Source organism: Tritonibacter aquimaris (genome assembly GCF_009617595.1).
Lineage (GTDB): Bacteria > Pseudomonadota > Alphaproteobacteria > Rhodobacterales > Rhodobacteraceae > Epibacterium > Epibacterium aquimaris.
This window is the reverse complement of sequence record NZ_WIXK01000004.1, coordinates 302,855-322,716: the sequence shown is the minus strand read 5'-3', so window position 1 is coordinate 322,716 and position 19,862 is coordinate 302,855. Positions and strand designations below refer to the sequence as shown.

Sequence of the window (19,862 nt, the reverse complement as noted above, 5' to 3'; positions counted from 1 at the left end):
ATGTTGACCCTAGTCGTGATTATAGGAACCATGCGCATGGACCGGTAACGGTTTACCATAATCGATCCCATGCGCCTCCGACAAAATCGGGGGCTTTTTTATTGCTAGATACGCTACGCGTAAAACGATGTCGCTAATTGGAGCAAACACATGACACGTGAAATGACCGGCGCAAAAATGGTTATCCAAGCCCTGATCGACCAGGGTGTGGACACAGTATTCGGATACCCGGGCGGCGCCGTTCTACCGATTTACGATGAAATCTTTCAGCAAAACGAGATCCGCCACATCCTGGTGCGTCACGAACAGGCTGCCGTGCATGCCGCCGAAGGCTATGCGCGCTCTACTGGGAAACCCGGCGTTGTTTTGGTGACCTCGGGCCCTGGCGCGACCAATGCTGTTACCGGCCTCACGGATGCGCTGCTGGATTCGATCCCGCTGGTGGTTCTGACCGGCCAGGTTCCAACCTTTATGATTGGCTCTGACGCCTTTCAGGAAGCGGATACCGTTGGCATCACCCGCCCCTGCACCAAACACAACTGGCTGGTCAAAGAGACCAACAGCCTTGCAGGAACGCTGCATGAGGCTTTCCATGTTGCTGTATCCGGTCGCCCGGGCCCGGTTCTGATCGACATCCCAAAAGATGTTCAATTCGCCACCGGCACCTATCAGCCGCCAAAGCCAAACGCATCGCACTACCAGCCCGCCGTAAAAGGTGACCTGGAAGAGATCACCGAACTGGTAGCTGCAATCGAGCAGGCCGAGCGCCCAGTGTTTTACACCGGCGGTGGTGTGATCAATTCGGGCCCTGCGGCAAGCCAGCTTTTACGTGAACTGGTGGATGCAACCGGCATTCCGATCACCTCCACGCTGATGGGGCTTGGTGCCTATCCTGCATCTGGCAAGAATTGGCTTGGTATGCTTGGCATGCATGGTCTGTATGAAGCCAACATGGCGATGCACGGCTGTGATCTGATGATCAACATTGGTGCGCGTTTTGACGACCGGATCACCGGCCGCATTGATGCTTTCAGCCCGAACTCGAAAAAAGCACATATCGACATCGACCCATCCTCGATCAACAAGGTGATCCGCGTTGATATTCCGATTGTTGGCGACGTGGGCCATGTGCTCGAAGATATCCTGACCGTGTGGAAATCACGTGGCCGCAAGGTAAACCGCGAAGCAATCGCCAACTGGCAGTCCCAGATTGATGAATGGCGCACGGTCAAATGCCTGAGCTACACACCCTCTGAAAAGACCATCAAGCCGCAATATGCGCTGGAACGCCTGGAAGCGCTGACCAAGGGTATGGATCGTTATGTTGCCACAGAAGTGGGCCAGCACCAGATGTGGGCGGCACAGTTCCTCGGCTTTGAAGATCCAAACCGCTGGATGACATCTGGTGGCCTTGGCACCATGGGCTATGGCTTCCCGGCCACCATTGGCGTGCAGGTTGCCCACCCGGACTCGCTGGTGATCAACGTGGCCGGCGAAGCGTCCTGGCTGATGAACATGCAGGAGATGGGCACCGCCGCCCAGTATCGCCTGCCGGTGAAACAGTTCATCTTGAACAACGAACGGCTCGGCATGGTGCGCCAGTGGCAAGAGCTTCTGCACGGCGAACGCTACAGCCACTCCTGGTCAGAATCGCTGCCTGACTTTGTAAAGCTCGCCGAAGCCTTTGGTGCCAAAGGTATCTGTGTATCTGATCCTAAGGATCTCGATGATGCGATCATGGAAATGATCAACTACGATGGTCCGGTTATTTTTGACTGCCTCGTCGAGAAACATGAGAACTGCTTCCCAATGATCCCATCGGGCAAGGCGCATAATGATATGCTCCTGGGCGAAGCGGATACGCAGGGTGTGATCCAGGCCGGCGGCGCGGTTCTGGTTTAAGCTGAGACAAACAGGTTTTGCAGGGTGTGCGCACCCTGCCCCGATTTGAAGAAAGGGACTTAAATGTCTGCTCTAAATATTAAAAAAGGTTCAAATAAGCACTCCGCCTACAACCTGCGTCCAACGTTCTCTGACCTGCAGGAGCGTCACACTCTGGCGCTGGTGGTGGAGAACGAGCCCGGCGTATTGGCGCGCGTGATTGGCCTGTTTTCCGGCCGTGGCTACAATATCGAAAGCCTCACCGTGGCCGAGGTTGATCAGGCGGACCACCTCAGCCGTATCACCATTGTCACCACAGGTACGCCGCAGGTGATCGAACAGATCAAAACCCAGCTTGGCCGTATTGTGCCAGTGCGTGAGGTGCATGATCTCACCGTTGAAGGCAAACCGGTTGAGCGTGAGCTTGCGATCTTCAAAGTTGTTGGTGAAGGTGACAAACGTGTCGAAGCGCTGCGGCTTGCGGATATTTTCCGCGCCAACGTGGTTGATAGCACGCTGAGCAGCTTTGTGTTTGAGATCACCGGCTCTCCTGACAAGATCGACGCTTTTGCCGACCTGATGCGCCCATTGGGCCTGGCGGAGGTGGCCCGCACCGGCGTCGCCGCATTGTTGCGCGGCGATTCCTAATCACCGCCACCCCAACCAAGAAAAAACACGCGTCGATATCGGCGCGTGTTTTTTTATACCTATGCGTTTAAATCAGGCCTCAGAAGAAGACCACTTTCCCGGCCTGTTCACCTGCGGAAGATGTCGCGCGGCGGGGCTCACTACGCTGTGCTGGAAACGGTATGATCTGTCCCATCTGCTCTGGATCCGATTTCTGAGCCAGCGCCTCTTTCAACGGTGCAAACCGTCCAAAACGCACACCAAACTGATCCGCTTTTGCGTCAGTCAGGCCGGTTTCTGCGAGGCATGCAGCCAGGGCAGAGTGACTTTCCTGCTCCAGTACAACCAGATCAGTTGCCCGACGCAAATCACCTGACTGCTCCAACGTAAACGTCACGCAATCGCCTTTGTGCAGACAGGCATCATCAGAAGACAAAGATCGATAGAACGCAAGATCACCGTGATCTTCACACCAGATCACAGCCCGATTTTTTGAACTGTCACACCACAAGACAATACCAATCATGCTGACCCTCGTCATACTATCTGCCTACGATCAATTAATCATATATTCCAATAAGAAGGGTGATAACTGTACTTGCAATTCCGCCTTTTATACCGAGTTTTTGTGACAGAAAACGAACAGGTTAACCCTGATGAGCGTCACTGTGATGCTAAATAGAGCCACTACGGCAAAAATTCGATTAGAATAGTCGCACAACCCAAATAATTGTGGCATCTTCCCTTTTAAAAAGGGCAAGTGTAAATGAATAGTCAAGCACGATCTCCGGTTGAATTGCGCAGTGTGTTTGGTGAAAATCTGCGACGCCTGGCAGAGGGTCACGCCTCTGTTTCAGAGCTGTCGCGCCAACTGGGGATCAACAGAACTCAATTCAACCGCTACCTTGCTGGTGAAAGCTTTCCGCGCCCGGATGTGCTGGATCGCATTTGTCAGTACTTCAGCGTGGACGCACGTATCCTGCTGGAGCCGGTCGAGACGCTGTCGCCGGGCGGCAAAATCATGAACGGGCCGTTCTTGGCTGACTATTTTGGTGCCAGCGCGCAACGCGTTCCCGAAGACATCTTCCCCTCAGGCTTTTACAATTTTACCCGCCGCAGTTTCGTGACCCCCGATCAATATGTGGAAGGCCTCGTCTATATTTTCCGCGACGAGCACGGGGTGACCTTTGTCAAAGGATTTGAGGCCAAAGAAGCCCTACAGTTCCAGGGCCTCCCCACCACCACAAGCACAAGAGAGTTTCGCGGCTTTGCCCTGCCCCATGAGGACGGCGTGTCGTTGTTGATCGCGCGCAAGAATTCATTGACCTTTTCGTTCAACTATCTTGCCCGCGCCTCGTCAATGGAAAGCAATTTCTGGTCCGGCTATGTTGCCCGTTCCACCCGCGCAACCGAACATGCTGAACGGGTAACGCGAATGATCTACGAACACCTGGGCACTGACACCCACCGGATCCTGAAATGTGCGCGCAAATCAGGATTTAAAACCGTGGATAAGATCCCGCCATTTCACCGCCACCTATTGCGCGCCGGTGAGGTCTTTCGCTGAGCGCATGAACGCGCTTAGTCTTCCGCCTGCGCGTCCGCTCGGCTTTTGCCAGACACATTCAGTGCAAGCGTTGCCGCCATGAACCCATCCAGATCGCCATCCAGCACCCCTTTGGTGTCTGAGGTCTCGTGCGATGTACGCAGGTCCTTGACCATCTGATAGGGCTGCAGAACGTATGACCGGATCTGGTTGCCCCAGCCCGCATCGCCTTTGGCCTCGTGGGCTGCGTTGATCTCAGCGTTGCGGCGGTCCAGCTCCTGTTGATACAGGCGCGATTTCAGGGCCTTCATGGCGATGTCGCGGTTTTGGTGCTGGGACTTCTCGGATGAGGTCACAACGATACCTGTGGGCACGTGGGTGATCCGTACAGCCGAGTCGGTGGTGTTCACGTGCTGACCACCGGCACCAGAAGAGCGATAGGTATCGACGCGGATGTCGCTGGGGTTCACGTCGATTTCGATATTGTCATCCACCACCGGATAAACCCAGACCGAGCTGAACGATGTGTGCCGCTTGGCCGCCGAGTCATAGGGCGAAATCCGCACCAGACGATGCACGCCAGATTCAGACTTCAGCCAGCCGTAGGCATTATGACCGGTGATTTTATAGGCCACCGATTTAATGCCCGCTTCTTCGCCCGGGGTCTCAGACTGCAGCTCAACGGTATAGCCTTTCTTTTCGGCCCACCGCACATACATACGCGCCAGCATCGACGCCCAGTCGCAGCTCTCTGTGCCACCCGCGCCTGAGTTGATCTCAAGGAAAGTGTCATTGCTGTCGGCCTCACCATCAAGCAGTGCCTCAAGCTCTTTTTCAGCCGCAGTTTCACGCAGGTTTTTCAGTGCTGCCTCGGCGTCTGCGATGACTTCATTGTCATCTTCCATCTCGCCAAGCTCAATCAGTTCGATATTGTCCGCCAAATCCTGTTTGATCCCTTTGTAGGTATCAATGGAATCCACCAGCAACTGACGTTCGCGCATCAATTTTTGCGCTGCTTCAGGATTGTCCCAAAGGTTGGGATCTTCGACCCGCGCATTAAATTCTTCCAACCGGTATTCAGCCGTTTCCCAGTTCAGACGCTGGGCCAGCAGTTCAAGCGATTTTTCGATCTCGGTCACAGTCGTCTGGGTTTCGGCGCGCATGGTGGAAATTCCTGTCACAGTGTTCAGGCTGGCGTGATAAACCACTGCGCCACAACGGGCAAGCATGTGCATACACAGCAATCCGGTACTGCCGCCAAGAAACCCGCTGGCGAAAGAAATCATAAACCATCTGCGCTTAATATCTTCAGTCACTGTTTGAGAGACATTCGTTAGCGAGGTAGGCGTCAATGGCACAGGGATATTTGGTCACTCTAGGGGATAGCAACCTGGATACCGGTGATACGATCAGTGGTGCCTACACAACTTTCAACACTGATGAATACATCGGCACCGGAACATGGTTCTGGAGCGGGACCGATAACGCCAATATCTACAGCAATTTCGAAGAAGCAGGCGATTATACGCTGGGCACTGATGGCAATCTCTACTTTATCCCACATGCGGGGCCGGTAGATACCCTCAGCAGTGCAAGCGTGGGCAACGCACCGAATTATTCGCTGCTGGATGGCGCAATTGATGGCACCGACAGTGGCGAAGTTATTGATGCAAGCTATGTCGACAATGATGGCGACCAGATCGACAATGGGCTTGGCGCTGGAAGCGGCAATGATGATCTTGTTCTTGCCGGTGGTGGCGATGATACGGTTGATGCGGGCGCTGGCAACGACACCGTGTTTGGGGGTGGCGGCGCAGACAGCATTAGCGGCAGTGCCGGCAATGATGTTATTTATGGCGACAGCAGCTCCGAAGCAGATCTCAACGGCGTGACCGACACAATCACCGCCAGCAATGTGTCAGACACGGGTTCAGGCTTTACGGTCACGGCGCAACTCATTGGCGGCACCCCCAACGCAAGCGACATTTCTTTCTATGGCGGCAACTTTGGCGTCGCAGGAAGCATCTCAGACTCCGACAGCTATGTGCCGGAACAAATCGGCTACGATATGGCCAGCGGGCAAACGGAAAAGCTGTTCGTCGACTTTGACAATGATGTCACCTCCGCCTCCTTTCAATTTGAACACCTGTTCGACAGCCACAACGAAGAAGGTCACTGGCAGGTCTACAATGATGGGGTTCTGGTCGCCGAAGGGGATTTTTCAGCCAGCAGCGGCGGCGACTCTGGCATAGTGTCCATCAGCGATGTTGGGTCCTTTGACCAGCTCGTGCTCAGCGCCAACATGCAGACGGATGGAACCGACGGCTCTGACTACACCGTTGGCAACATTACGTTTACCATGCCTGCACAAACGCCGGATCCCTATAATGACACGCTGTTTGGCGGTGCGGGCGATGATACAATCTATGGCCAAGGCGGCGATGACTATATTTCGGGCGGCACGGGGGACGACTCTTTGGTCGGGGGCGATGGTGACGATCGCCTCATCGTCGCCGAAGGCGACAGCGCACAGGGCGACGCCGGGGATGACTACTTCGAAGTGGTTGACGCCGGAGAGCCTACTGCAGGCACCCTCACTATTACAGGCGGCGATACAGAACAGGATGTGGGCGACACGCTTGATTTCAATGGGCAACTTCAGCCGGGCAGCCTGAATATCACCAACACAACTCCCGACGGCAGCCTATCCGGCACGGCAACACTGCTGGATGGCACCGTGGTGACTTTCTCAGGCATCGAAAACATTATCTGTTTCGCCGCCGGCACAAAGATCGAGACCCCAACGGGCCCGCGCGCTGTTGAAACGCTACAGGCAGGCGACCTTATTTCAACCCGTGACAATGGCGACCAGCCGCTGGTCTGGATCAGCTCGGTCACGGTTGAGGCGACCGGCTCTGCCGCGCCCATCTGCATCGACAACCACCACAGCGATGGCGCATCGCTGCTGGTCTCCCCGCAACACCGTATCCTGCACAAAAGCGCCTCAGCTGAGCTGCTGTTTGGCGAAGACGAGGTTCTGATCCCCGCTCAGGCGTTGGTGGATCACCGCCATATCTACCGCGTGCCCTGCGCCGCAATCACCTATGTCCATCTGCTCACACCGCAGCACGATATTCTTTATGCCAATGGCATCGCAGCAGAAAGTTTCTTTCCGGGAAAAACCGCGATCGAGACGCTGACAGCGGAACAGGATCTGGATCTGGAGCAGGCACTGACGCGCCATAAAATGAAACGGGCGGAATACATGGAAACCGCCCGTCTCTGCCTCACCACACGTGAAGCGAAATTGCTACGTCAGTACAAACCGCCCGAGCTCACAGTGCCAAAATTGGCCTTTGGCCCCAAAACCGCGGTGCCACCGCTGGATGTCTTTACCCGGCGTCCGGTTTGCTGAGCCTCTTCAAACAGCGGCAGGTTGGACCCCATGGCAAAGCCACCATCAAAGGTCACGCCAAAGATCGGCTCGTCGCCGTCACGGAAATATTCCGCAACCACATATTCACCTGACGCATCATCCGCCAGGCGCGCGCCGGTGAAACGGTCAATCTTGATGAAGTGACCGCCCTCAGGCACCCGGAACCGGCCGCCGCCGAATTTTTCGGTCGCTTTGGTCATGAACTGCTGAAACACCGGCCCGCAGAGCGTGCCGCCATAAGCACCCCGCCCCATCGGACGCGGCTGGTCATAGCCGATGTAACACCCTGCCACGATGTTTGAGGTAAAGCCCACAAACCATGCATCGCGGGAATCATTGGTGGTCCCTGTTTTACCCGCCGCAGGCACCGGCAGGTTGATGACCGAACTTGCAGTACCGCGATCAACCACACCTTTCATCATCGAGGTCAGCTGATAGGCCGTAATGGGATCCATCACCTGCTCACGGTGGGTTTCAATGCGCGGCAAACGCCCCTCACCCAATGTCGCAGCGGCGCAATCTACACAGTCGCGGCCGTCGTGGCGGTAAATCGTGCGTCCAGAACGGTCCTGAATTCGGTCAACCAGCGTTGGTTCGACCCGCTCACCACCGTTGGCAAACATCGCATAGGCCGCCACCATTTTATAAAGCGTGGTTTCTTCGGCTCCCAAAGAGTTCGCCAAAAACGCCCCCATCCGATCATAAACGCCAAAACGTTCTGCATAGCCCGCAACCACTTCCATGCTGACCTCTTGTGCCAATCGGATGGTCATCAGGTTACGAGACTGTTCAATCCCGGTACGCAGCGGTGTTGGGCCATAGAATTTGTTGGAGGAGTTTTTCGGCCGCCACAGGCCCTGCGGCGTGTTGATTTCAATCGGCGCATCCACAACGATGGTTGCAGGGCTGTAGCCACTGTCAAGCGCGGCAGCATAAACAAACGGCTTAAAGCTCGATCCTGGCTGACGCTGCGCCTGGGTTGCGCGGTTAAACACCGAATGCTGGTACGAGAACCCACCCTGCATCGCAATCACGCGGCCAGTGTTCACATCCATCGCAACAAAGCCACCCTGCACCTCGGGCACCTGACGCAGCGACCAGCGTTCAACGCTGCCGTCGTCGCGGGTTACCCCCCGTACAAGCACCACATCACCGCGGGTGAAATTGTCAAAGAAGTTGCCTTTGAGCCATTTGATATCTGAACGCGGGACAGATCCGATTTCGGAATGACCTTCAACACCCACGCTCAGACTTTGGTCAGCCACCTCAAGCACCACCGCCGGATACCAGCTGCCTCCAAGGGTGATGTCGCGTGGCACTTTGGCGTCAGAAAGCGCGGCGCGCCAGCTATCCTCATCCGCGAGCGCGCTTTCTGGCAGCGTTACATCGGTGCCGTGCCAGATCCCGCGCTGACGGTCGAATTTTTCAAGACCGGTGCGCATGGCCAAAGCGGCTTCTGCCTGCATTTCCGCATCAATGGTTGCACGCACAGTAAAGCCACCGGTAAAGAACTCACCCTCGCCAAAATCGTCAGACAGCTGGCGGCGGATCTCATCGGTGAAATAATCGCGCGGTGGCAATGCGGTGCGGAAGCTTTCGAAATCGCCATTTTGCACCGAACGCAGCGGCTGGGCGCGTTCCACTTCATACACGGCCTCAGACAGGTAGCCGTTTTCATACATCTCTTTCAGAACAAAGTTACGCCGCTTCAGCAGCCGCTCTTTGCGCCGCACCGGATGGTAATCAGACGGGGCTTTGGGCATCGAAGCCAATGTCGCCGCCTCATGCGGCTCCAGCTCGCCCAGGGTTTTGTTGAAATAGGTCTGCGCCGCCGCAGTCACCCCATAAGAGTTCTGCCCCAGGAAGATTTCGTTGAGATAAAGCTCAAGGATCGCTTCCTTATCGAGCGTATCTTCCAGACGGGAGGCCAGAATGATCTCTTTGATTTTACGTTCGGCGCGTCGGCTGCCATCAAGCAGGAAGTTTTTCATCACCTGCTGGGTAATGGTCGAGGCCCCGCGCACATTGCTGCCGCGCGAACGTACCGCCTCATAGGCCGCGGCAGCGATGCCGCGCATGTCGTAGCCTTGGTGCACGTAGAAGTTTTTATCTTCCGCTGAGATAAACGCCTGTTTGACCAGATCTGGCACATCCTCTGAGGCTGTGAACAGGCGGCGCTCTTTGGCAAATTCGTCGATCAGCTCGCCTTCACCGGAATAAATCCGGCTGATGGTGGGTGGCTGATAGCGCGCCAAGGATTCGTGGCTTGGCAGATCACGGCCATAAAACCAGAAGATACCCCCCACAGTGATCGCAATCGCCGCGATCCCCATGGTCAATGTGGAAAAGATGGCGCCCCAAAAGGACAAAAAGAACCTGAGCACGTTAAAGCCTCGCTTGCAGCATTGCGCCTATATAGGCGTCCCAATCGGCAGCGTCAAAACGGGAAGTTTGCAAAAGCCGCCGCAAATCTGCGTTATTATCTTATCATATATTCAAATGATCCGTGAGCCCGCCCACCTGCATCGGCGGTTTTGCGCATTATTGGCGCACAAGCGTCTTTTGTGCAGCGTCTTGTTCCTGCCAGGCCAATAGCCCGTTCAAAATGCCAAAGGCTGAACGCCGCCGCCAGTCAGGATCCATCAGGTTTTCCAGATCCCGCGGGCTCGACAAAAAGCCGATCTCAATCAGAACTGATGGAATATCAGCTGATTTCAGCACGGAAAACCCGGCTGAGCGCAAAGGCCTGCGATTCATTGGCCCGCCCTTCTCTGCCATGCCATCCGCCACCGACTGCGCCAGATGCAGCGACCGCGGATGGGTTTCAACCCGCGCAAGATCCAGCAAAACATCCGCGACCTGATCATCGGTATCGCTCAGATCTGTGCCCGCCAAAAGCTGGCTGCGCTGTTGGCGCTCTGCAAGTTTGGCGGAGGCCACATCAGATGCTTCGTCCGACAAAGTGTAAATTGTGGTGCCATGGGCATAACCAGCTGACAACGAATCCGCATGGATCGAGATAAACACATCCGCCTTGGCCTGATGCGCGAGCGTTATGCGGCGTTCAAGCGACACAAAGTAGTCATCGTTGCGCGTCAGGCGCACATCAAACTGGCCGGAGCGCAGCAGGATTTCCCCAAGCTCTAACGCGAATTGCAGAGCCAGCTCTTTTTCATCGATCTCGAAACGGTCATTTTTCACCTGCGCGCCGGGATCAATACCGCCGTGTCCGGGATCAAGAACCACCATCAGCGGCGCATCACTGGGGCGGGTATTTGGCACCGGCAACGGCTCAGCTGCGGGCAAATCCCAGCGCGGATCAACAGGTGCACCTGCGCGTGCTGCAAAGGTCGCCTCATCCACCGGTGTCAGCGCAATTTTCAACTGCGCTGCAGCGGTCACCGTATCAACCGAAAGATCAGCGGTTTTCACCTGCATCGGCTGCGCCAGCTCGAGCACAAGCCGCGACCAGCCCGGCACATAGGTGCCAAATTGCGCAGATACCACATGCCTGTCTGCCAGCAATTGCTCAGGCTGCAGCCCAGTCCAGTCCACTTCTTGGAAATCGAGCACCAGGCGCCGGGGCGCATCCAATGTGAACACCCGATAGGGCACCCCCTGGCTTAGCTGCAAGGTAAGGTCTGCACCGCCACGACTGAGTTCGATCCCGCTGGCAGGCGCATCAATACGCGCAAGCCCGCTGAATTCCTGTGCCCCAGCAACCCCAGCCAGCAAAACCGCGCTCAACACCCATGATAGTAGACGCCGCATATGTGTTACCTGCCTCGTTGATCTGCCTTGATAAGGCGTGTTTCAATAAACCCTGATCAGCCGCGCGCCGCCATAAAGGTTTTGAGCCGCGCAAGCCCTTCCTCGATATCCGCAGTTGAACGCGCATAAGAAAACCGCAATGTTGTTGCCCCGCGCTTGGGATCAAAATCAAGCCCCGGCGTCACCGCAACGCCTGCCTTGTCGAGGATCTCTTGCGCAAAGGCGCGGCTGTCCTGGGTCAGTTCAGACACATCCGCATAAATGTAGAATGCTCCATCCGGTGGCGCGATCTTGGTGAACCCCGCCTGTGGCAACCCGTCGAGCATCAACTTTCGGTTCGCCGCGTAAACGGCGATATTTTCACGCAATTCATCTTCGCAGTCGAGCGCAGCCAATGCAGCGACCTGGCTGGCATGTGGCGCACAGATAAACATGTTCTGCGCGATGCGTTCCACCACACGCACGTGATCTTCGGGCACAACCATCCAGCCCACGCGCCAGCCCGTCATCGAGAAAAACTTGGAGAATGAATTGATCACATAACAGTCATCGGTGATTTCAAGCGCGGTGACGGCTTTGGCCTCATATTCAAGCCCGTGATAAATCTCATCCGAGATAAACGCCGCGTTCTGCGCATGGGTGGCATCAATCAGCGATTTCAGCGCATCATGGCCCAGCATTGTGCCGGTTGGATTTGCAGGGGATGCAACCATCAGCCCCGCAAGATTGAGATCACCAAAATCGGCGGGCACTGGCTGCAGGCGGTTTTCCGGCGCGGTTTCAATATCAACCGGAGTATAACCAAGCGCATGCAGGATCTGACGATAAGACGGATAACCCGGCGCACCAATGCCAACCCGGTCACCGCTGTCAAACAGCGAGGTAAACGCCAGTGTGAATGCACCCGACGACCCCGGCGTCACCACCACGCGCTCTGGGTTGAGATCCACATTATACCACTCCCCGTAAAGACGCGCGATACGTTGACGTAGTTCAGGGATCCCCAGCGCAACGGTATAGCCAAGCGCGTCCTGATCCAGCGCATCCGCCAATGCGCGACGGGCGGCCTTGGGCGCGCCGGTGGACGGCTGTCCCACTTCCATGTGGATAATATGGCGTCCGCCCTCTTCGGCGCGGCGCGCAGCTTCCATCACATCCATCACAATGAAGGGATCCACATTGGATCGGGTTGAGTTTCGCATAGCAATCTCCCAAGGTGCACCCATGACCTTTGATCGTGTATATCGACTGACGTCAATCCCAGCATTGATGATCGGTTTTTTTCTGTTTTTTGCGTCAGCGGTACAGGCGCAATCTATCTCGTTGTTGCGCGATGCAGACATAGAATATGGGCTATCGCAACTGGCGGCACCGGTGCTGCGCGCCTCGGGGCTGAACCCCAAACGGGTGCGGGTTCTGGTGGTAAACGATTCGTCGCTCAACGCCTTTGTGATTGATCATAAAACCATTTTTATCCATCACGGGCTTATCCAGCGGGTTAAAACGCCAGAAATGTTGCAGGCCGTGATCGCCCATGAGGCGGCCCATATCACCAATGGTCACCTGGCGCGGCGTTTGCAAAACCTGCGTTCTACCAGCACTGCCGCGGGGCTTGGTGTGGCGCTGGCGGCACTGGCTGCCGCGGCTGGCTCAAGCGAGGCCGCAGTGGGCATTGCGCTGGGAACACAAAATTCGGCGCAGCGCAGTTTTCTGTCACATACCCGCGCCGAAGAAAGCGCCGCCGACCGTACCGCCGCATCCGTGATGCATCAGGCGGGCATTCCCATTCGCGGCATGCAGCAAGTGCAAGAACTCTTTGCCGGACAGGAATTTTTGAACGCCGGAACGCAAGATCCCTATGCCAGGTCCCACCCGCTGAGCCGTGATCGGATCCGCGCCACCAAGGCATTTGTGGCGACCTATGGCGACAAGGGTAAAGCAGATCCCAAAGCGGCCTATTGGCTGGCACGGGTTCAGGGCAAGCTTTCGGCATTTCTGCGCGCGCCCAAATGGACCATGCGGCGCGCCACGGCGGAACCTTATAAAGACGTGCGCCTGATGCGCGAAGCGGTGGCCTATCACCGCACCAACAAACTGAACAAAGCGCTGCACTCCATTGATAGCGCGTTGCGTGTGCGCCCCAATGATGGGTTTTATCTGGAACTCAAAGGGCAGTTCCTGATGGAAAACCGCCGCTGGGGCGAAGCGGTTGCGACCTATCAGCGCGCTGCAAAATCGCTGCCGCGTGATCCGCTGATACTCGCAAGCTTGGGTCGGGCGCAGCTTGCGGCAGGAAATCCACGTGCCGCCTTGAAAACATTGGAAAAAGCACGATCTATTGATTTCAGAAATAATATCTTGCTGCGTGCCATGGCGCAGGCCTACGCACAGACCGGGCAAAACGGGCTCGCCTCATTGGTGACCGCAGAACGTTATGCCTTGCGCGGGCGACTGGCAGATGCAGGTATTCACGCAAAACGGGCCACTGGCCTGCTCCCTACGGGTTCTGCGGCATGGCGCCGGGCACAGGATGTGCTGGTTGCGGCAGAGCAAGCTGAAAAAAGGAAGAGAAGACGATGATTTCTCATTTGAAAAAAACCGCAGGCGCGGCTGCACTGGCTCTAGGCGTAGCCCTGCCCGCGCAAGCCTTTGACATCAACAGCATGAGCACGGAAGAACGCGCAGAGTTTGGCGCGCAGGTGCGTGCATATCTGTTGGAAAACCCGCAGGTTATTTTAGAAGCCATCGACATTTTGGAACAGAGAAACGCCGTTGCAGAAGGCGAACGTGACAAAGCGCTGGTGCAGCATAACCTCGCTGAACTGGTCGATGACGGCTATTCCTGGGTCGGCGGCAACCCCGAAGGTGATATCACCGTGGTAGAATTTATGGACTACCGCTGTGGTTTCTGCCGCCGCGCCAAACCCGAGGTTGAGCAGCTGATGGCACAAGATGGCAACATCCGTCTGGTGATCAAAGAGTTCCCAATTCTGGGTGAATCTTCCGTAACCGCATCCCGTTTTGCGATTGCGGCCAAACACGTCGAGGGGCTCGAAGCCTATAAGGCGATCCATGATGCGTTGATCGATTTGCCCGGTGAGCCAAGCGATGTTGTGCTGTCGCGCCTCGCCGATGGACTGGGCTACGATTCAGCGGCCATCTTAGCCAAGATGTCGGATAAAAAAGTCACCCAAGAGCTGCGCCGCACCCGTGCGTTGGCGCAAAACATGGCAATTTCTGGCACTCCTACCTTTATTTTGGGGGATGAGATGGTGCGCGGTTACCTGCCAATGGATCAGATGAAAGCAATGATCGATGAGCAACGCGCAGAGCGCGGCTGATCAATTCAGATGTCTGAAAAACAACGGGCACCCGATCGGGTGCCCTTTTTAATGCGAGAAACGAAGATCTAGCTTACTCGATCGTCTCAGCGCCCTGAAGCTCAGCAACCACTTTGGCCAGCAGCTGATGTTGCTCGTCTTCGATATCAACCGATGCGAACTGTTCCGCAACCGACACGACCGACAGTTCAACATTTTTGCTGACCTGCCCCCGGCCGCCAACCGGGCCATATTGGCCTTCGTTCGTGGCAAAATAAATCGCGCTGCTTTCACCGGTGCGCAGTTTTGGTGCGTTTTCCGTCAAAGGCACCTCATAGCTTTGTCCGGTTTCCATGATCGCTTCAAACAGAACATGGCCGTCCGCCGCCGTCACCTGAACCCAGGACGGGCGCACAGCAACCATCGTCAAAGAAGGCGCAGCGTCGGCCACAACCTGGGGCGTGGTGGCTGCAATGGTTTCTTCCTCGGGCGCAGAAATGCCAGCTTCGGCAAAGCTCAGGCTTGGGCGTTCCTGGGTGACAAAATTGCCAAATTGATTGGGATCCAGTGTGGAAATCGGTGCATCGCGCGACACCAGCACCGGCACATCCAATGCAGGCGGGCGATACAAACGATCCAAGGCCTGCGCAGCAAGATCTGCGCTGGTTTCGGGATCAGCGCTCAGCACGTTTTGCAGCGGATCAAGCTCAGCCTGCACCACAGGCACCTGTTCAACCGGTGCAAACTGTACCTGCTGCACCTCTTTGAGCACGGCCATCGCACCATAGCCGATGCCACCAATCAGTGCGAGCAGCACCACAAGCGATCCGATTGCACGCGGATCAATCTGGCTCAACACGCTGCCGCTGACGGGCGCAAATGGGGTATTGGGAGAGGTAAAGGCATCGCTGCCAAGGCCACCCAGCGCCGGCGCGCCAGCCATGTTAGGCTTGCGACTTGAGGCATCCGCAGACATGCCGTGCGCTACCTCAAACCCGCTCTCTTCGCAGAAGGCGCTGAAAGCACGGTCTGGATCCATATTCAGGTAACGCGCGTAAGAGCGCACATAGCCTGCAATAAAACCGGGGGTGTCAAAAACAGAAGGGTCGGTGTTTTCAATTGCAGCAATATAGGAGGCCTTGATCCTGAGCTCTCGCTGCACGTCCAGAAGTGACTTGCCCATGGTGGCCCGTTCGCCACGCATGACATCACCCAGCTTCAACTCGAAGTCGTCGAAGCTCTTGGGCGCAGACACATCTGCACCCGCCTTGGACCCGCGCTTTGTGAGGCGCCCAATCATCCTTGCTGTCCCATCTTTAACCTGCCGCAATCAACGTGAGTCTTTTGTTTGTCGATATTTCGACTCAACTAAACTCTTTCGTTGATGGAAAGATAACACACTCAGAATTTTTTTACACAGAAGTCTACGTTAACCGGTAAGTTCGGCACGATTAAGCGCACAATGAGACCAAAGTTCGTCCATAGCGCGAACGAGCTTATCAATATCGCCAAATCCGTGAACAGGTGACGGGGTAAAGCGTAGACGCTCGGTTCCGCGCGGCACAGTTGGGTAATTGATTGGCTGCACATAGATACCGTGGTTATCCAAAAGCATATCGCTGAGCTTTTTGGTGTGCACAGGATTTCCAACAATCACCGGCACGATGTGCGAACCGTGATCAATGATCGGCATGCCCAGTCCCTTTAGGCGCAGCTTCAGAACATTTGCATGTTCCTGATGCTTGTCGCGCAGATGCTGTGCCTCTTTCAGATAGGCGATCGAGGCCGCCGCACCCGCAGCAACCGCAGGTGCCAGCGAGGTGGTAAAGATAAAGCCCGGCGCATAAGAGCGAATGGCATCACACATCTTTGCAGAGGCTGCGATATAGCCGCCCATCACCCCAAACGCCTTACCCAGCGTGCCATTGATAATGTCGAGACGATCCACAAGATTGTCACGCTCGCTGACACCGCCACCGCGCGGACCATACAGGCCCACCGCGTGCACCTCATCCAGATAGGTCAGCGCTCCAAATTCATCTGCCAGATCGCAGATCTCTTTGATCGGGCCAAAATCGCCATCCATGGAATAGACAGATTCAAAGGCGATCAGCTTGGGCGTTTTGGGATCGTCGGCTTCGAGCAATTCACGCAGATGCGCAACGTCATTGTGGCGGAAGATACGTTTTGCGCCACCGTTGCGGCGCACCCCTTCGATCATCGACGCGTGGTTCAGCTCATCAGAATAGATAATGAGACCGGGAAACAGTTTGGGCAGGGTCGAAAGCGATGCGTCATTGGCAATATAGGCCGAGGTGAACAGCAGCGCCGCTTCTTTCTGGTGCAGATCGGCCAGCTCAGCTTCGAGCTCTTTGTGATATACGGTGGTGCCAGAGATATTGCGGGTTCCGCCGGAACCTGCGCCAGTTGCATCAATCGCTTCATGCATTGCTTTCAGAACAACCGGATGCTGCCCCATGCCCAGATAATCGTTACCACACCAGACAGTGATCTCTTGCTGGGATCCATCTTCACGGGTGCGCATCGCATGGGGAAACTGGCCGTTGCGACGTTCGATATCGATGAACGTGCGGTAGCGCCCCTCTTCATGAAGGCGATTTAGTGCAGCGTCGAGTTGCGCGGTGTAGTCCACGATAGTCTCCATACCTAAGTTGCGGTTTCCCCGTGCAACCACGTCTTTGCTGTCAGACGCCTTGCGGCCCGTAACCGATCCGCAAAATGGTTTACAACGCGACAGTCCCGCTGCCTTGATGCAAGTCAAATAAGCATTCACACATGCTTAAATCAATAATGATTCTAATCTGCCATGCGGTCAAACGTCACAAAACCGACATTTTGGTAGTATCTTCAAATGGCCGGGCGTTTCATTCCCGCGTGCTAAGCCCCCACACAACAGATCTGGCACCGGCTGATCAGCACTGATAGCGTTGTCATGAGATAAGCCACCATCAGGAGAATGCCATGTCTGCGACCCCGGTATTGGAGCGCGTTGACGCCGATTTGAACGCAGCACTCGAAAGGTTAATGACGTTTCTGCGCATTCCATCGATTTCAACCGATCCCGCTTTTAAGGCAGATGTTGACGCCGCCGCAGATTGGCTGGTCGATGATTTGCAAAGCATCGGCATCCCGGCCGAGAAACGCGCAACCCCCGGCCATCCGATGGTTACGGGCCAGATTGGTGAAGACCTCGATGCGGATGTGCCCCATGTGCTGTTTTACGGCCATTATGACGTGCAGCCGGTTGATCCACTGGAACTGTGGAACACCCCGCCGTTTGAACCCGAGCTGCAGGACACGCCAAACGGTCAGGTGATCCGCGGGCGCGGCGCATCGGATGACAAAGGCCAGCTGATGACCTTTGTAGAAGCCTGTCGGGCCTGGAAATCTGTGCATGGCTCCCTGCCCTGCCGCATCACGTTTTTCTTTGAAGGCGAAGAGGAATCAGGCTCCCCGTCCCTTGTGCCCTTCCTGAAAGAGCACGCCGACGAGCTAAAGGCAGATCTGGCCCTGGTCTGCGACACCTCGATGGTTGCGCGCGGCGTGCCGTCGATTTCATCGCAGCTGCGCGGCATGCTGAAGGATGAATTCACCATTATTGGCCCCCGTATCGACCTGCACTCAGGCCACTACGGTGGCCCCGGCCTTAATCCGCTGCGTGAGCTCTCCAAAATTGTGGCGTCATTCTATGATGAAGACACCGGAAAAGTTGCAGTCGATGGGTTTTATGACGGCGTACATGAGGTGCCCGAAGACCAGCTGCGCCAATGGCAGAACTGCGGCTTTGACGAAGGTGAATATCTGGGCAGCGTAGGCTATTCCAAACCCCATGGTGAAACGGGCTATTCCGCGCTGGAACAGCAATGGGCGCGACCAACCCTAGAAGTGAACGGGCTTTGGGGTGGTTACAATGGTGCTGGCTCCAAAACCGTGATCCCATCAGAAGCCCATTGCAAAATCACCTGCCGTCTGGTGGGCGATATGGATCCAACGGCCCTGCGCAGCAAAATCCGCAAACATGTCGAAGCGCGCCTGAACAAAGATGCCAAAGTGGTCTGGGACAATGACATGGAGGGCTCCCCGGCCTCGGTTATGAACCTCGAACGCCCCGAATTTGAAAAAGCTCGCGGCGCGCTGTCAGATGAATGGAATCGCGAAGCGGTATTTGCCGGCATGGGCGGCTCCATCCCGGTGGTTGGGTATTTCAAAACCGTGCTTGGGCTGGATTCGATGCTGGTTGGCTTTGCCAATGAAGATGACGCCATTCATTCCCCGAATGAAAAATATGACGTCCAGAGCTTTCACAAAGGCATCCGCAGCTGGGTGCGCATTCTGGATGCGCTCACCAAATAACGCTGCGGGATCAGATAGATAAAGAAAAGCCCCCATCTGGGGGCTTTTTTATGCGTTCACCGGACGCGGGCGCCCCTCTTCATCCAGGGCCACAAAGGTAAATGTGCCTTCTGTCACCGGCTTGCTTTGTTCCTGATGGCGCGCCCGGCTCCAGACCCGCACTTTGATTTTCATCGAGGTACGGCCGATCTGTTCCAGCTCTGCATAGAGCGAAACCTCATCGCCCACAGTCACCGGCTGGTGAAACTGGATCCCATCGACAAACACGGTCGAAGCCCGCCCTTTCGAGACCCGCGCGGCGATGGTGCCTGCAGCCAAATCCATCTGGCTCATCAACCAGCCACCAAAGATATCACCAGCTGGGTTGGTATCTGTTGGCATGGCAATTACGCGGATGGTGGGCTGGGTTTCGGGCGGCTGAACCACATCGGTCATGGCGATCTCCCTGATTTGGACGTTAAAAATGATTCCCAAAGGACATATCTTCTATCCTATGTCACCCACAGACGTCGACGCCAACACGCGCGCACAGCGATCATCACTAGAAAAGCAAGATCCGCTAAGTATTTAAGCAAAGAGAGAAAATGGCGCGGTTGACGGGGCTCGAACCCGCGACCCCCGGCGTGACAGGCCGGTACTCTAACCAGCTGAGCTACAACCGCGCATCTTACTTTCGCTCCCATCCGGGACGGCCCCTTACCCTGGGGAGGGAGCAGTGGCGCGGTTGACGGGGCTCGAACCCGCGACCCCCGGCGTGACAGGCCGGTACTCTAACCAACTGAGCTACAACCGCTTGCTGCTACAATCAACGTCGCCGCTGAATGTTGGGGTGTAATATTCTCAGCCCCCTAGGCCGTCAAGCGGTGTTTTTCGTTTTTCTCATATTTCTATATTTTTTCTGTGGATA

15 protein-coding genes and 2 tRNA genes are annotated in these 19,862 nt (G+C 55.8%); 7 read left to right on the top strand and 10 right to left on the bottom strand.

Features of this window, described 5'->3' with window-relative positions:
* Nucleotides 1-150 precede the first annotated feature (150 nt).
* Nucleotides 151-1,902 (top strand): acetolactate synthase 3 large subunit, encoded by a 1,752-nt coding sequence (locus GG681_RS09850; RefSeq protein WP_153547592.1) that lies wholly within the window; start codon nt 151-153, stop codon nt 1,900-1,902.
* A 63-nt stretch (nt 1,903-1,965) separates the two neighbouring features.
* Entirely contained in the window at nt 1,966-2,529 is a 564-nt protein-coding gene (ilvN, locus tag GG681_RS09845) for an acetolactate synthase small subunit (protein ID WP_153547590.1), read from the top strand.
* A 79-nt stretch (nt 2,530-2,608) separates the two neighbouring features.
* Here the strand turns inward: ilvN and GG681_RS09840 are convergent, their stop codons facing one another.
* Entirely contained in the window at nt 2,609-3,034 is a 426-nt protein-coding gene (locus GG681_RS09840) for a hypothetical protein (protein WP_153547588.1), read from the bottom strand.
* Nucleotides 3,035-3,274: 240 nt separating this feature from the next.
* Here GG681_RS09840 and GG681_RS09835 point away from each other — a divergent pair, with 240 nt between their 5' ends.
* Nucleotides 3,275-4,075: a helix-turn-helix domain-containing protein gene (locus tag GG681_RS09835; protein ID WP_153547586.1), complete on the top strand. Its 801-nt coding sequence runs from the start codon at nt 3,275-3,277 to the stop codon at nt 4,073-4,075.
* 14 nt (nt 4,076-4,089) lie between these two features.
* Here the strand turns inward: GG681_RS09835 and prfB are convergent, their stop codons facing one another.
* Nucleotides 4,090-5,217, bottom strand: a complete 1,128-nt coding sequence (prfB, locus tag GG681_RS09830) for a peptide chain release factor 2 (RefSeq protein ID WP_153547802.1) — start codon at nt 5,215-5,217, stop codon at nt 4,090-4,092.
* 188 nt (nt 5,218-5,405) lie between these two features.
* On the opposite strand from prfB, the gene GG681_RS09825 reads away from it, so the two are divergent.
* On the top strand, nt 5,406-7,469 hold the full coding sequence (locus GG681_RS09825; protein ID WP_153547584.1) for a Hint domain-containing protein: 2,064 nt from the start codon (nt 5,406-5,408) through the stop codon (nt 7,467-7,469).
* Here the strand turns inward: GG681_RS09825 and GG681_RS09820 are convergent.
* The 3 genes from GG681_RS09820 to GG681_RS09810 form a co-directional block, all read right to left on the bottom strand.
* Nucleotides 7,370-9,874, bottom strand: coding sequence for a penicillin-binding protein 1A (locus GG681_RS09820; protein ID WP_328593329.1), 2,505 nt, complete (start codon nt 9,872-9,874; stop codon nt 7,370-7,372). The genes GG681_RS09825 and GG681_RS09820 overlap by 100 nt on opposite strands.
* Before the next feature lie 157 nt (nt 9,875-10,031).
* Nucleotides 10,032-11,261 carry an N-acetylmuramoyl-L-alanine amidase gene (locus tag GG681_RS09815; RefSeq protein WP_153547583.1) on the bottom strand — a complete coding sequence of 410 codons (1,230 nt, stop codon included), beginning with the start codon at nt 11,259-11,261 and terminating at the stop codon, nt 10,032-10,034.
* 56 nt (nt 11,262-11,317) lie between these two features.
* Complete coding sequence (locus GG681_RS09810) at nt 11,318-12,463, bottom strand: pyridoxal phosphate-dependent aminotransferase (RefSeq protein WP_153547581.1); 1,146 nt, start codon at nt 12,461-12,463, stop codon at nt 11,318-11,320.
* A 22-nt stretch (nt 12,464-12,485) separates the two neighbouring features.
* Here GG681_RS09810 and GG681_RS09805 point away from each other — a divergent pair, with 22 nt between their 5' ends.
* Both GG681_RS09805 and GG681_RS09800 read left to right on the top strand, forming a co-directional pair.
* Nucleotides 12,486-13,841, top strand: a complete 1,356-nt coding sequence (locus tag GG681_RS09805; protein WP_153547579.1) for a M48 family metalloprotease — start codon at nt 12,486-12,488, stop codon at nt 13,839-13,841.
* Nucleotides 13,838-14,602, top strand: coding sequence for a DsbA family protein (locus GG681_RS09800; protein WP_153547576.1), 765 nt, complete (start codon nt 13,838-13,840; stop codon nt 14,600-14,602). Before GG681_RS09805 ends, GG681_RS09800 begins: the two co-directional genes overlap by 4 nt.
* Before the next feature lie 73 nt (nt 14,603-14,675).
* Here GG681_RS09800 and GG681_RS09795 read toward each other — a convergent pair whose 3' ends face one another.
* Both GG681_RS09795 and hemA read right to left on the bottom strand, forming a co-directional pair.
* Entirely contained in the window at nt 14,676-15,881 is a 1,206-nt protein-coding gene (locus GG681_RS09795) for a helix-turn-helix domain-containing protein (RefSeq protein WP_153547574.1), read from the bottom strand.
* Between the two features lie 129 nt (nt 15,882-16,010).
* Nucleotides 16,011-17,246, bottom strand: a complete 1,236-nt coding sequence (gene hemA / locus GG681_RS09790) for a 5-aminolevulinate synthase (RefSeq protein WP_153547572.1) — start codon at nt 17,244-17,246, stop codon at nt 16,011-16,013.
* A 317-nt stretch (nt 17,247-17,563) separates the two neighbouring features.
* Here hemA and GG681_RS09785 point away from each other — a divergent pair, with 317 nt between their 5' ends.
* Entirely contained in the window at nt 17,564-18,955 is a 1,392-nt protein-coding gene (locus GG681_RS09785; protein WP_153547570.1) for a dipeptidase, read from the top strand.
* Nucleotides 18,956-19,003: 48 nt separating this feature from the next.
* Here GG681_RS09785 and GG681_RS09780 read toward each other — a convergent pair whose 3' ends face one another.
* From GG681_RS09780 to GG681_RS09770, 3 genes are all read right to left on the bottom strand, one after another.
* Nucleotides 19,004-19,390, bottom strand: a complete 387-nt coding sequence (locus GG681_RS09780; protein ID WP_153547568.1) for an acyl-CoA thioesterase — start codon at nt 19,388-19,390, stop codon at nt 19,004-19,006.
* Nucleotides 19,391-19,540: 150 nt separating this feature from the next.
* A tRNA-Asp gene (locus GG681_RS09775) sits at nt 19,541-19,617 on the bottom strand.
* A 54-nt stretch (nt 19,618-19,671) separates the two neighbouring features.
* A tRNA-Asp gene (locus GG681_RS09770) sits at nt 19,672-19,748 on the bottom strand.
* Between the last annotated feature and the right edge of the window lie 114 nt (nt 19,749-19,862).